General features: G+C 50.7%; 11 protein-coding genes. 9 read left to right on the forward strand and 2 right to left on the reverse strand.

The features are described 5' to 3' along the window. Positions 1-82: 82 nt before the first annotated feature. Positions 83-547 (reverse strand): NUDIX hydrolase, encoded by a 465-nt coding sequence (locus EKM84_RS04650; protein ID WP_125764168.1) that lies wholly within the window; start codon positions 545-547, stop codon positions 83-85. A gap of 121 nt (positions 548-668) precedes the next feature. Here EKM84_RS04650 and EKM84_RS04655 point away from each other — a divergent pair, with 121 nt between their 5' ends. Together EKM84_RS04655 and EKM84_RS04660 are read left to right on the forward strand one after the other, a co-directional pair. Beyond that, on the forward strand, positions 669-1,118 hold the full coding sequence (locus EKM84_RS04655; RefSeq protein WP_125764170.1) for a helix-turn-helix domain-containing protein: 450 nt from the start codon (positions 669-671) through the stop codon (positions 1,116-1,118). Continuing rightward, positions 1,115-1,708 (forward strand): Fic/DOC family protein, encoded by a 594-nt coding sequence (locus tag EKM84_RS04660; protein ID WP_125764172.1) that lies wholly within the window; start codon positions 1,115-1,117, stop codon positions 1,706-1,708. Before EKM84_RS04655 ends, EKM84_RS04660 begins: the two co-directional genes overlap by 4 nt. Positions 1,709-1,887: 179 nt before the next feature. Here EKM84_RS04660 and EKM84_RS04665 read toward each other — a convergent pair whose 3' ends face one another. Continuing rightward, positions 1,888-2,424, reverse strand: coding sequence for a phenolic acid decarboxylase (locus tag EKM84_RS04665; protein WP_125764174.1), 537 nt, complete (start codon positions 2,422-2,424; stop codon positions 1,888-1,890). A 196-nt stretch (positions 2,425-2,620) separates the two neighbouring features. Between EKM84_RS04665 and EKM84_RS04670 the strand changes: the two genes are divergently transcribed. The 7 genes from EKM84_RS04670 (at position 2,621) to EKM84_RS04700 (ending at position 12,896) form a co-directional block, all read left to right on the forward strand. Further along, complete coding sequence (locus EKM84_RS04670) at positions 2,621-3,154, forward strand: PadR family transcriptional regulator (protein WP_164511323.1); 534 nt, start codon at positions 2,621-2,623, stop codon at positions 3,152-3,154. Positions 3,155-3,316: 162 nt separating this feature from the next. Then, positions 3,317-4,510: an ATP-binding protein gene (locus EKM84_RS04675; protein WP_125764421.1), complete on the forward strand. Its 1,194-nt coding sequence runs from the start codon at positions 3,317-3,319 to the stop codon at positions 4,508-4,510. A gap of 216 nt (positions 4,511-4,726) precedes the next feature. After that, positions 4,727-5,446 (forward strand): hypothetical protein, encoded by a 720-nt coding sequence (locus tag EKM84_RS04680; RefSeq protein ID WP_125764178.1) that lies wholly within the window; start codon positions 4,727-4,729, stop codon positions 5,444-5,446. Between the two features lie 396 nt (positions 5,447-5,842). Then, positions 5,843-6,625: a tyrosine-protein phosphatase gene (locus tag EKM84_RS04685; protein WP_125764180.1), complete on the forward strand. Its 783-nt coding sequence runs from the start codon at positions 5,843-5,845 to the stop codon at positions 6,623-6,625. Positions 6,626-7,414: 789 nt separating this feature from the next. Then, positions 7,415-8,791 (forward strand): MFS transporter, encoded by a 1,377-nt coding sequence (locus EKM84_RS04690; protein WP_125764182.1) that lies wholly within the window; start codon positions 7,415-7,417, stop codon positions 8,789-8,791. Next, positions 8,778-9,605 carry an alpha/beta hydrolase gene (locus EKM84_RS04695; protein WP_125764184.1) on the forward strand — a complete coding sequence of 276 codons (828 nt, stop codon included), beginning with the start codon at positions 8,778-8,780 and terminating at the stop codon, positions 9,603-9,605. Before EKM84_RS04690 ends, EKM84_RS04695 begins: the two co-directional genes overlap by 14 nt. 213 nt (positions 9,606-9,818) lie before the next feature. Beyond that, the gene (locus EKM84_RS04700; protein ID WP_125764186.1) at positions 9,819-12,896 is read left to right on the forward strand and encodes an alpha/beta hydrolase fold domain-containing protein; all 3,078 of its coding nucleotides are present in this window, start codon (positions 9,819-9,821) and stop codon (positions 12,894-12,896) included. Positions 12,897-12,991 lie beyond the last annotated feature (95 nt).

Raw genomic sequence — 12,991 nt, forward strand, 5'->3', positions numbered from 1 at the left:
CCCACAGCAGGGCGCTTTGAATCCGCCGCCGGGAACGAATGCCACAGCGTTCCGGCCTATTTTCACCGTCCGGTAAGGCGAATCAGTGCGCCAATCCGTCAAAGTAAGTTTTGGTGGCGGCGAGCATGTCGGCCGTCTGTTGATTCAACAGCGGCGGCAACTGGTCCAACGGGAAATATTTCAAATCCAGCGTCTCGTCCGTCGCCGTTTCCAGAGTATGCCCACCCACGGGTTTCACCAGGTACAGCCGGGAAATAACCTGAGTCACGTCGCCGTTGGGATATTTGGTAAAGCCTTGATCGAAGAGTCCTAGTGGCTTGACGATTTCAACGTCGAGGCCGGCGTCTTCCTTGTACTCGCGAATCATGGCGTCGTCGTAAGTTTCACCGTATTCCAGGTAACCGCCAGGCAGGCTCCAGTTGTGGGTGTCGGTCCGCAGGTTAAGCAGCACTTCATGCTGGTCGTTGGCCACGATGCCCGCCGCTGCGTTTAAAATTAAGGGCTTGTGTCCCACTAGATCCCGCACTTCTTTGATATAGTTTGCCATTAGTTGTTGACCTACTTTCTCTAAGTTTTGCTCTCAGTATACCGCAAAAGTTGGGGATGCAGCAGGCACTTTGAACGTAATAACTACCCTTGAAGGGTATAATACGTTTGAGGTGATTGCGATGAGTCGAACCGCACAGAACATTAAATTCATCCGCCAACATTATGGTATCAGTCAACGGCGGTTGGCGTCGTTGCTCAGCGTCTCCGTCAGAACTGTCCAGCACTGGGAACAGGCAGATTATGCGCCCAGTGGTCCCGCAGTTAAATTAATTCAACTTTTGGCGAACAATGACGCAGTTTTTACGGAGTTAATTAGTATAGAGGAGGATGAGGCAATTATGTACTTGGAACACGATGATCAAGCTTTCACCATTATGGGCGTCCCGTTTCGAAATGAAGCGGAATATCGGGCAACACTGGATGCAACTATCAGTAATATGTACGAGGGTTTTGAACCAACGGTCGCGGATATTGAGCTAGCCAGAGAGGCTGATGACTTAGGCCGACCACTGACCGGGGCAGAGATTTTGGCAAAAATTAATGCGCGAAACTCGGTGCCAAATAAGTGAAAATTTGGGCGGACTATCTTCAAGAAAATGGCACGCTGAAGAATAAATTGGGCATCACTGAAGACGAAAAATTGCATGCAGTTGAATACAACACTAGTGCCATTCAACAAAAGTTTATCCGGCAAAATAATTATGTTTTGCCGGACGGGTACCACCTAACCGGTAAGGATGTCACCGAGCTAAAGCGCATCAATGCGGCACTGCTAGGTGACATCTACGACTGGGCGGGTCACTACCGCGAAGTAGATTTCAACAAAACATCTGATGGGGTCGTCACCCACTTTCACCCCGTCATGTTGTTTGGCAATGCCGAGTGGGATATTCAGCGGCAGCTTACGGATTTCGCGACGTTACCGGCGGACCAGCAGGTGGTGGCCACGGCCCTGGGCAATCTGGTGACCGAAATCAACCTGTTTCACCCGTTTCGCGAGGGAAATGGTCGGACGTTGCGGGTCTTCACGGAAGTGTTGGCTTGGCAAAAGGGCTTTCGTCTTGACTTTACCCAGGAACAGCAGTCCGCCTATATGACTGCCAGCATTCAGGATGAACCGGCGTTGATGGCGGCGGTTTTTCTAAAAATTTTGAAGTAGAAAATGAGTCTGGGACAGAACCCCAGACTCATTTTTGCGTACCCATTTATCTAGTCGAAACGTGTGACAAAAGGCACCCGGTTCCGCTTAAAACTGCTAACCAAACAATCCAAGACCAGGATTATTCGGTTAGCAGCCTTAATGCTCGCCGGCTAACCGCCTTTTGTCCCACTCTGCGTTTACTTATTTACCCGTTGGTAGTTGGCATCAAAGTACTTGCCGGCACGGATGTCGTCAGGCAGGCCTTGGTAAGGGGCTTCACTGATGACGTCTTCATTATTTTGACCAGCGTCGCCGATGTAAGTGATCGTCGCAAATTCTGGGACGACCATCTTAGGGTAGGTGGCGTACTTTTCGCGGGCGGCTTCCATTACGTCAATGTGTTCGTTTTGGTAAGTGACCGTGATTTCAGGATGTTCTTGAACCCACTTAGGGAAGAAGATGGTCCCGTTGACCTTGTTTTCGTTAGGCAGGAAGTCCAGCGCCACGTCGGTCCCAGTTGGTTCCGTCCAGGCAACCTTGTAGATGCCCTCCGTCAGCATGACGATGTTGGCCTCTTGGTCGGTGACCCAACGGCCGGCGACCATACCGCCGTGGATTCGGTAGTCGACGGTATGATCGTTCTTCGCGTACCATTCGTATTCCCAGCCGTTGTCATAGGTGTAGATGAAATGGGTTCCCTGGAAGTCATCCAGGGTTTTGAAAGTTTTAGTCATTTTAAAAATCTCCTTCTATTCTGCAGGAAAACATGTAATTAATTACATGTTTTTATTTACTTGATTATCATAGTCACTTCCGCGGGACTTGTCAACGATTTTCCTTGATGTTTTTCCGGGGAACTGGTTCAATTGAGACAGCGCAACGCGTTTGTGACGAGAAAAATTCTCGTAAAATGGAAGGAGGCTGATGATTATCGGTCAGCGAAATCGGCTACAATACATCATCTTAGGCCTACTGAATCAGCGTCCCCAGACCGGCTACGACCTGGCGAAGGCGTTTGAAAATGAAATCGGGGAGTTCTGGCAGGCCCAACACAGCCAGATCTACCCCATGCTCAAGCGAATGGAAACAAGCGGCGACATCACCCATGAGGATACGGTGACGGGCGAGAAGCTGGCGAAGAAGCAGTACTCGTTGACGCCGGCCGGCCATGCGAAATTGGTGGCCTGGGTGAGCGAACCCTCGCCAGAGTTGTCGGCGACCAAGGACGAATTTATTTTAAAACTCTACTTTATTAAAACGGCGGCCGACCCGCGGCTTCAGCCTATGCTGCAGGAACAGGCGGTTCTCCACCGCGCTCAGTTGGCCCACCTCAAGCAACGCCGCGAGACGGTCTTCCCGGACCAGGCGGCAATTGATCAGGCCTATGGGCATTATCTGATTCTGGACCACGCGATTGGTCGGGAGCAGTACTACGTGGACTGGCTGGAGAAGTTTTTGCGTTAAGACTTTGGTACGCGAAGCTTCCAAAAACTAAAAAAATAGGTAAAAATGGAAGCATACTTCCAAAAATGACAAAAACCAGCAAAAATGGAAGTATACTTCCTTTTCTGCTGGTTTCTTGGTAAGATGGCTCTAACTGAGACGTTGACAAAGGAGTTGACCATTGTGATTGCGCGACCTGTGTATTTGAATCGACTAATTGCTCTCAAGGATACGGATGCCATCAAAATCATCACGGGTGTTCGTCGCTCAGGTAAGTCCGTTTTACTACAATTGTATCGAAATTACTTAGAGTCCCAGGGAATTGCCAGTGAAAATATTATCTATTTTAATTTTGAAGAGCTAGACTTACTGACTATTCGGGATGAACAGCAGTTAGTGGCATTATTAAAACCGTTATTAAATAAGCAAGCGCACCAATATTTGATGTTGGATGAGATTCAAATGGTTAATGGGTGGCAACGGGTAATCAATGGTATTCGGGTCAGCTATGATTGTGATATCGTGGTGACGGGATCCAACGCTAAAATGTTGTCTGGTGAGTTAGCAACCTTATTAAGCGGACGTTACGTTGAAATACCAATCTATCCCTTTTCATTTAAGGAATTTTTAGCCGCCAAAGACATTGCGCCTGACTCTCGAATGGTTGATCAAGCATTTAATGAGTTTGAACGTTATGGTGGTTTCCCAGCAGTTGTGTTAGCTGCGCCGGAAATCAAGGAATCCATTTTGGATGGTATTTTTGATACAATCGTGTTGAATGACGTTTCAATGCGGGCCAATGTTCGGGATACAGAGACGTTGCGTGCGTTAGTCAGCTTCTTGGCTGATAACGTTGGCCAACTGGCACGGCCAACCAAAATTGCTAATACCTTGAAGAGTGAAGGCATCACCACTAGTAATCATACAGTGGAGCGGTATTTAAGTCTGTTGGAAGATGCTTTCCTTTTTTATCGGTCTAGACAGTATGATCTTCGTGGCCGAGGCTACTTGCGAACTGCTGGTAAATATTTCGTCGTTGATGCTGGTTTGCGGCGGAATGCTGTGGGCCGCCGACCTGGAAATTATGGTGGTCAGTTAGAAAACATTGTTTACCTAGAGCTATTACGGCGTGGCTACACGATTGATGTTGGTAAGCTCGACGCGGCTGAAATTGATTTCGTTGCGCGTAAGGTTGATCAGGTGCTTTATGTACAAGTGACCTATGAGATCCCACAGAATACGCATGAAACTGATAACTTACTAAATATTCGGGACAATTATCAAAAACTCCTAATCACGCAACGTTATAGTGATGTTCAAGAAATTGCCGGAATTCCAGTTGTTAATATTGTTGATTGGTTGTTAGCAGATGAATAAGGTTATGGCACAGTGGTAGCTCGCTGTGCCTTTATTTTGGTCTGAAGTTTGCTCAGGACCAATGACCTTTTCAGACCTAATCCTGCAAGCAGACTAGCAAGTCGCGAGAAATTTTATCGGCCACGGGGGATGGCTATACTTAGTAGTGGATTGTTTACAAACGGACAGTTCAAATCAATTGAAAGGCCAAAGTTAGCCTTTCACGGGAGGATACATATGAAGTTCAGAACAGTTTTGGTAGCGGTATTAGCCGTGGCAACGTTAGGTGTGACGGCTGAAGTCACGACCCCGGCACAAGCCGCAACCAAGGTTTTACAGACCAAGAAAATGAAGAAGGCGGCCTACAAGATTAGCAACGGCTATTTCTATCGGAACACGAAGCTGACCAAGCGGACGCATAAAGCCAGCAAGTACGCCAAAGTTAACTTTTACACGTACAAGTCAGCGAAGATTCGCAAGAGCAATGGTAAAAAGGTGACTTACTACTACGTTAAAAATAAGTCTGGCAAGGTTAAGGGCTGGGTCTGGCACGGTAATCTGCGTAAGCAACCAACCTATACACGGCAGAAGAAAGATATCGTGGCCATGAAACGCATCATTCAAGGGATGTCCCCGGATGTACAGAATCGGGCTTTGGGCCTGTTTGCACATATGAACTATAAGGTAGCCTACCATGATGGAGCGAGTGATCGAGACCTATATGACGTGATTTCACAGGAACTAGGAGCAGACTATGATAATCCAACCGACATTCAGGGGATTATTAAAACCTATAAGCTTTTTAAGGGCCGCTATGGGAGTGATAAGGCGCGGATTCTGAATGATTACAATGATTTAGATGATGTGCTTAAAGGCCGTAGTGATGCGCAATTATATGATGTAGCTGAAACTTTGATTGATGATGTTTCAACCGCCGTTTACCACATGGATAATTAAGGATGCAAGTGACAGAATGTGTCTAATTCTAAATAGGTTCAAATACAGCATGACCATAGTTGGCGTGCTGTATTTTTGTGGGGTTAGACGAGCGTACGTGTAGGCTGATTCTGAAGGAGTCGGTCGAAATCAGTTAGCATCCGCAATTAAAATTTGAGACGTTGGCGTGTTGACACGATAGGGCTAATCAATCGGTGAGTGGTTAACGCCTTAAGGGTTCCGGTTACTACGGTTAGGTGTGATTGTCGCCTCAATTAGTTATGAATTTACAAATAAAGTATAATTAATAATTAAATAACAGTCAGAATAATTAATACGCAAAATTTACATAAACCTTGCGAAAAATTTACTTGGTCTTGGTAAAGTTAACTTATTCAGAAAGGGGATTACACTTACATGAAAATTCGTGCCGTTTTAGCTTCAATCAGTTGTGCATTGGTCTTACTCGGGGCTACCGCCGCGCCTGCTCAAGCAGCGACAACCAAGAAGGATGCAGACCTGCAACCAGCTATTTCCAAGAAGGTCAACGCACCTATCAAGTTGGCCGGTGCCGAGAACATGCGCGACATGGGTGGTTACAAGACCAAGACTGGTCAACACGTTAAAAAGGACCGTTTACTGCGGAGTGATTCACTGGAAAAACTGACGAAGGCGGATACGAAGAAGTTAGTGAAAAAGTATCACGTCAAGGAAATCTTTGATCTGCGGACCAAGGCTCAAATTGCTGAAAAGCCAGACGTGAAGATTGCCGGTGTTAAATACTTAGGTTCCTCCATCTTAGGAACCAAGTCCAACTACGATAACGATGATGAAGGTATGTACCGCGACATGGCCAACAAGCCATCTGCCAAGAAGAGCTACCACAAATTTTTGGTCGCTGCTGCCAACAACAAGAAGGGTGCCCTGTTATTCCACTGCTCACACGGGATGGACCGGACGGGAACGTCTGCCGCAATCCTCTACACGATTTTAGGGGTAAGCAAGAAGGACATCCAACGCGACTACTTATTATCTAACACCCAACTGAACGTAACGTGGGCTAAGCCAGCGTTACTGAACCTGTTCTACAGCCAAGTTAAGGAACACTACGGCTCAATGAACAACTACATCAAGAAGGGCTTAAAGATTACCCCAGCCCAAATCAAGCAAATCAAAGCCAACTACCTGACGAAGGCCTAAGCCCGGCGTCACAAAATTAAACCGAAATGACTGATCCAACAGCCGTGTCCGCTATTAATTAGGGAGACGGCTGTTTTGGTATTCACAATAGCGGCGGATAAGAGAATAGGCTAAACTATTTTCTGAGATAGAAGTAAAATAAACGGGAACGTCATTCTCAGCCGAGAGGGCGTCGAAAATAAACTCAGCTGTATTGGTGATTACTATGGCATATGAGATTAATAGTTGGCAGAACAAGAAGAGCAACCAGTGCTCCAGAACTAGGGGGCCACTCCGTCATGGGTAAAAACCAATCTTAGCCGCAGGAAGCCAGGGATGGAGGCGGCTGTGTCGATGGTGTTGAGCAGGGTTCTTTCCTGCTCTACAGCATGGGCCGACTTTGGAGACGGGTGGGTTTCGCGGCTTCAAAGCGAGGTGGAAGCCCGCCCTTTGGCTGGAACCGGGCCCCACAGCAGACGGAATCCCTGGAAGCCGGAGGCGGTCAGTTTGACACTAATTTTCAGTCAGAAAACCAAGCGCCCTAGTTCTGGAGCAATTGGTTAAAACTGATAACTAATAAAGCCCCCCAACTACTGATTTTGTCACATATCGCGTATGATAGGGTCGACGGTAGCAGTTAGTAAGTCAATTCTGGCTAACTAAGCTGAGTGAACGGCTGAGGAGGTTAGAAAAGGTAAGTTGCCAGTCAGAATTTAGGATTACAGCTGAGGCCCTTAACCGTTATGCTATATATGTAAGCGGTTACGGATTGTTGGAAACGTGCAAGAAATTTTGGGGGAGGTAAGTATCATGAGTAAAGCTCAGTTATGGAAGCAACGGTTCTTCTACGGGTCGACCGACCTGGCTGGGAACCTGATTTGGCAAATTGTTGGTTTGTATTTACTGTTCTACTACACCACGGTTATGGGCATCTCACCAGCCTTTGTGGGAACCCTGTTCTTCGTGGTTCGGATCATTGATGCCTTTGATGGTGTGGTCTATGGATTTTTGATTGACCACACGCATTCGAAATACGGGAAGGCGCGGCCATACTTCCTATGGTTTGGGATTCCACTGGGGATTCTGACAATGCTGCTGTTCTTCAACCCATCATTTGGCGGCAACAAGGTCTTCCAGCTCGCTTGGATCTCCATTGTCTACACATTATTTAGCTTAGTTTATTCTGGGGCGAACACACCGATTACTGCTATTCTGCCTAGCCTGACTAAGGACCCTGACGAACGGACCAACCTGGCGAGTGCCCGGATGGTTATGACGAACATTGGGACCGCTGTGATTGGGGCCATTTCCTTACCGATGGTTGCCAAATTAGGGGGCAAGAACGCTGAAAAAGGTTGGATGATTTGGGGAATCTTTATCGGGATTGCCATCATCGTGCTGTTCTTAGGCGCCTTTGCCAACCTGCGTGAAAAGGATGATATCGTCGATGACTCAGCCGATGCGCCAGAAATCAAAGGCCACCTCTCCGTGGGCGAATCTTTGAAAGGGGCAATCAAGAACAAGCCGTGGGTCGTCTTGAGCTTGAGTTTCATTCTGTTACAAACGTTCTGGGTTATCCGGATGCAGACGGCCGTTTACTACCTGACCTACGTTTACCGCCGGGCCGACCTGGTGGGGGCCTTCAATGGTCTGGTCATCGTCGCCGTCATCGGGAACATTTCCATTCCGTTCCTGAGTAAATTTATGAAACACCGGAACGTGATGATTCTGGCCATGGCTACCTTTGCCATCGGTGAAATCATCATGAGCTTCAAGAGCATTCCACTCCTGTTTGCCGGTAACGTGATTGCTTTAGTTGCCATGGGGGCGGCGTTCTCCATTGCCTTCGTTATGATTGCGGACACCGTGGAATACGCGCGTTCCGAAATGCACATTGACGAACCCGGCATCCTGTCCTCCGTGCCAATGGTGGGGGCTAAGCTGGGCATGGGCTTCGGTGGTTTAGTTTCTGGTTGGCTCTTAACCTGGGGTGGTTTCCAAGCCACGGCCAAGATTCAAGGCGCCAAGGCGTTGACCGCCATCAGCACCAGCTTCGTCTGGTTACCAATTATTTTAGCCTTACTGATTCTGGTCATCCTGTTCTTCGGCTACAAGCTGGACGAAGATGAGATTGCGTCCGCCAAGGCCATGAAGGATGACGCTGGCAAATTAAATGAAGACGCTTAACTTAACGTTCGGGCCGCCGGCAAATCCGGTAGCCGTGACGTTGTACCAACCGGCCGCCATCGCTGACTTTGACCAGCCACCGCGGCGGCCGTTGGCCATTCTCTTGCCGGGTGGCGGCTACCGGTTCTACAGCGACCGGGAAAATGAAATTGTCGCGTTCCAGTACCTGGCACAGGGATATGCGGTAGCGGTCGTGGCCTATCGGTTACTAGACCAGCCGCCGGTTTACCCGGCCGTGCTGGAACAGGTGGCCCACGTCGTTGCGGGGTTTCACCAGCGGGCTGCCGACTACGCGGTGGATGCCGACCATCTCTTACTGGTCGGCTTCTCCGCGGGTGGTCACGTGGCGGCACTCTACGCCGACTTGTGGCCGCAGTTAGCGCCGCGTTGCCAATTGCCGCGTCAGGATTGTTCCGTGTGGGCGGTGACCCTGGCTTACCCGGTGATTGGCCTGCGATTAGGCTGGCCGGTCGATGCGGCGGCCCGGCAAGCCATTGCGGGAAAATGGGCGCTGACGGAGGCCGACCACCTGGTGACGGCGCAGAACCCGCCGACGTTCATTTGGACGACGGCGACGGATGAACTCGTGCCACCAATCAACGCGCAGTGCTACGTGAAGGCGTTGCGGCGCGAAGGGGTGCCCGTGCGGTTTCACCTGTATCCGCGGGGGCCGCACGCGTTGAGCTTGGCCCGACCGGTCACGGCCTTTGCGGCTGGCACGCGTCACGATGCCACGTTTGGCCAACGCTACGTGCAAGCAGAGGTGGCGGGCTGGTTTACTGAACAGATTCGCTGGCTGCAGCGCTTGTGGTGATGGTCACTTTGAAAAAATGTCAAAAGTCGCTGATAACCCGTTTACACCGTGCCATTTTGGTGTTAAAACATAGCCGAACGTGAAATGCGTTGCCGCCATTTTTCTGGAAGCGCCGGCGATGGATGGGGATCCATCTGCTAGTTGGGCTGAGGTTACGGGTTTTCAGCATGAAAGATTCGTCGGAACGACTATTTCACGAGAGGGGTAATCAAAATGTTGAATGATACGACAACCAAGCAGTCTTTGGGGTACAACGATGAGTTGCGACGGCTGCAGAAAATGCGGGTCAGCAGTGTTGAGGATGGCGTGACCAGCTGGATCAAGGAACGCGACCCGATTCACACCTTCGAGCCATTGGTTTGGGAGACCGTGGCCGAAATTGAAGAGAACCCACAATTGCCGACAGACTTGTTTAGCCTGCGGCAAGGGACAGAAACCTCCGGCCAACGGGATTTAACCAACGTGGAAATGAAGGTCGAGATGCAGCAAATCGTATCCATGAATCGGCGGGTCCGGGTCATTCGGATCGCCCGGATGGACCATCTGACCGCGGATAAGGCGCTGATCTATTTCCACGGCGGCGCCTACTATGGGGGCACGCCGGAAGATGTTTTGCTGGCGCTGAAGTTCGTGGCGGAACAGGCGAACTGCGTGGTCTACAACGTGGATTACGCGCTGGCACCGGAACAGGCCTATCCGGCGGGCATCTTGGACGGGTTAGCCGTGGTGGCGGCCATGACCAAGAGCTATCAGCAGATTTCGCTGGGCGGCGACTCGGCCGGGGGCTCGATTGCCTTAGCCGTCAGCCAGCTCTGCAAGTCAATGGGCATCTGCACGATTGCCAGTCACATGCTGTTCTACCCAACGTTGATTCAGGGCTCCGATTTAAACGGCCCACTGTGGGATGACCGCAGCATTCCGGTCGTTGACGAGCAACGCGACGCCTTACACCGGAGCTATCAGTTGTTTGAACAGCTGGATACGATTATGAGCGGGTACTACGTGGCGGATCAGCCAGTTGATCTGACGGCGCCACTCCTGTCGCCATTACTAGCCGACCCAGAGATTTTCCACCGGGTCACCGTGTTGGTCGGGGAATACGATCCGTTCCGTCTGCACGACGTGGCCGACCACCAGCCGGAGTACTTGGAAACCATTTTTTCGCTGGCTAACGGGCACTTCGGTGTGCGGGCCAATGATCCAATTACGGGCAATCCCATCACGGGAACGCTGATCAATGGCTTTTATGAAACTGCCCCCATCACCTATGGGGAGGCGGGTATCGGTTACGCGACAAAGCACCAAACGATTTTAAATCTGCCAGACTTTCGGCACATCCACGTGGCAACTGCCACCGGCCATGACTTCACCAACAGTGAGCGAACGGCGGCCGATTTGGATTTGACGACCGGAGCCCTGGTGGAGCATTACACCCTGCAAACGTTACAGGGCGAGACAATTACGATGATTATGAAATCTACGATTGGGCAGACGCAGACGGAATTTTGGGCGGCCAGCTATAGCTTCATGGCGGCCAACTATGCGGGTGGTTTGGTCATCAGTAAGTCCATTGCGGTGCCGGCTGAGGCCGAGGCCATTGCGTCCGCCGATCCCCGGAAGACGCGGATGGCGGGGCTCCCCATTTGTGAGACGGAATTCATGGGCCGTAACCTACAGCGGTACCATGTGAAGACGCGGCAGACCAAGCAGGCGGTCACGATTTATTTGGGGATGTTGACGCCCGGCGATGGCCTGTTGCGGCAAACGGTCGATTTGAGCGACCGCGTGGCCCACGACTTGACCTATGAGGTGTACGTGGGGGCCATTGGCCAACAGAATACGATTGATCCCGCGGCGCCGTTCATGGCGAACTCGCTGTCAGTGTTACTAGCGGACAGCCGGGATTTCTGGCAGGACGTTTGGAACCGCAGTGAAGTGACGGTCAGCGGCAACGACGAACTGGATTTGGCGATCCATTACAACCTGTTCCAGCTGAATCAAGCGGCTGGGCGGGATGGTCGGACGAACATTGCGGCCAAAGGCCTGAGCGGGTCCGGCTACGAGGGCCACTACTTCTGGGATACCGAGATGTATATGCTGCCCTACTTCATTTACACCAACCAGCAGATGGCGCGGCAGCTCCTGTTGTACCGTTACCAAACGCTTCCCAAGGCGCGGCAACGGGCACGGGCCTTGGGCGTGGCTCAGGGGGCACTCTTTGCCTGGCGGACCATCAACGGTGAGGAGGCCTCGGCCTACTTCCCAGCCGGAACGGCGCAGTACCACATTGATGCGGACGTGGCCTACGCGGTCGGCAAGTATTACGAAATCACCCGGGACATCGACTTCATCGAGCAGTGTGGCTTTGAAATGGTGCTGGAAACGGCGCACTTCTGGGAAGCGTTCGGCTCCTGGCATCAAGTGGGGACCGATAGCCGCTTTGAATTCCACACGGTGACGGGGCCGGATGAGTATACGGCGTTAGTCAACAACAATTACTACACCAACCGATTGGCCAAGCATAACTTTGAACTGGTGGCCTATTTAGCTAAGGAAATTTTAAAGGATGATCCGCAGGGGTTAGATAAGTTTGGTATCGGTCGAGCGGACTTAGACGTCTTCGAAAATTTGGCTGAACACGTTTATCTGCCATACAGTGCGGACCTGCACATTAACGAGCAAGACGACAGCTTCTTGAGCAAGCCGCGCTGGCCGGTCGACCGGTCGACACCGGAAAACTTCCCGCTGTTGTTGCACTACCATCCGTTAACGATTTACCGCTACCAGGTGGCGAAGCAGGCCGATACTTTGCTGGCGGATTACCTGTTCCCGGAGGACTTGACGGATGACCAATTGAAGCGCGAATATCACTACTATGAAGGGGTCACGACGCACGATTCCTCGCTGTCACGCTCAATTTTTAGCATTTTGGCGGCGCGGATGGGCGATCCAGAAAAGGCCTACCACTACTTCATGGATACGGCGCAAATGGATCTGGTCAACCTGCAAAAGAACACGGCGGATGGCTTGCACCTGGCAAATCTGGGGGGCAGCTGGCTGGCGTTAGTTGCCGGTTTCTCGGGCTTCTACGTCCAAGATGAGGTCGTCCACTTTACCAATCATTTACCAAAGGAGATTCACCGGCTGACTTACCGGATGAAGATTGCGGCTAGTGTCTTAGAGATTGATCTGACGGCAACCGCAACCAATGTCACGGTCATTAGTGGCCCAATCCCAACCTATGGGGTTAGCGTGAATGGGCATTTGATTTCTTTGGAGAAGGTCGGGTAGAGTGCGGAGCGAGCCGATTAGGTCCTGAGCATTAGGGAGTCAAAGAGCTTCTGTCCGACAGCGTCGGTCAGGAGTTCTTTGACTTTCTAAGCGCA

The sequence above is a fragment of the Levilactobacillus mulengensis genome, from assembly GCF_003946045.1.
Lineage (GTDB): Bacteria > Bacillota > Bacilli > Lactobacillales > Lactobacillaceae > Levilactobacillus > Levilactobacillus mulengensis.

Excerpts from the sequence above, each read along its gene's own strand:
- EKM84_RS04685 (WP_125764180.1), top strand. The coding sequence starts at position 5,843 with ATGAAAATTCGTGCCGTTTTAGCTTCAATCAGTTGTGCATTGGTCTTA.
- EKM84_RS04695 (WP_125764184.1), top strand. The coding sequence starts at position 8,778 with ATGAAGACGCTTAACTTAACGTTCGGGCCGCCGGCAAATCCGGTAGCC.
- EKM84_RS04655 (WP_125764170.1), top strand. The coding sequence starts at position 669 with ATGAGTCGAACCGCACAGAACATTAAATTCATCCGCCAACATTATGGT.
- EKM84_RS04700 (WP_125764186.1), top strand. The coding sequence starts at position 9,819 with ATGTTGAATGATACGACAACCAAGCAGTCTTTGGGGTACAACGATGAG.
- EKM84_RS04650 (WP_125764168.1), bottom strand. The coding sequence starts at position 547 with ATGGCAAACTATATCAAAGAAGTGCGGGATCTAGTGGGACACAAGCCC.
- EKM84_RS04665 (WP_125764174.1), bottom strand. The coding sequence starts at position 2,424 with ATGACTAAAACTTTCAAAACCCTGGATGACTTCCAGGGAACCCATTTC.
- EKM84_RS04690 (WP_125764182.1), top strand. The coding sequence starts at position 7,415 with ATGAGTAAAGCTCAGTTATGGAAGCAACGGTTCTTCTACGGGTCGACC.
- EKM84_RS04680 (WP_125764178.1), top strand. The coding sequence starts at position 4,727 with ATGAAGTTCAGAACAGTTTTGGTAGCGGTATTAGCCGTGGCAACGTTA.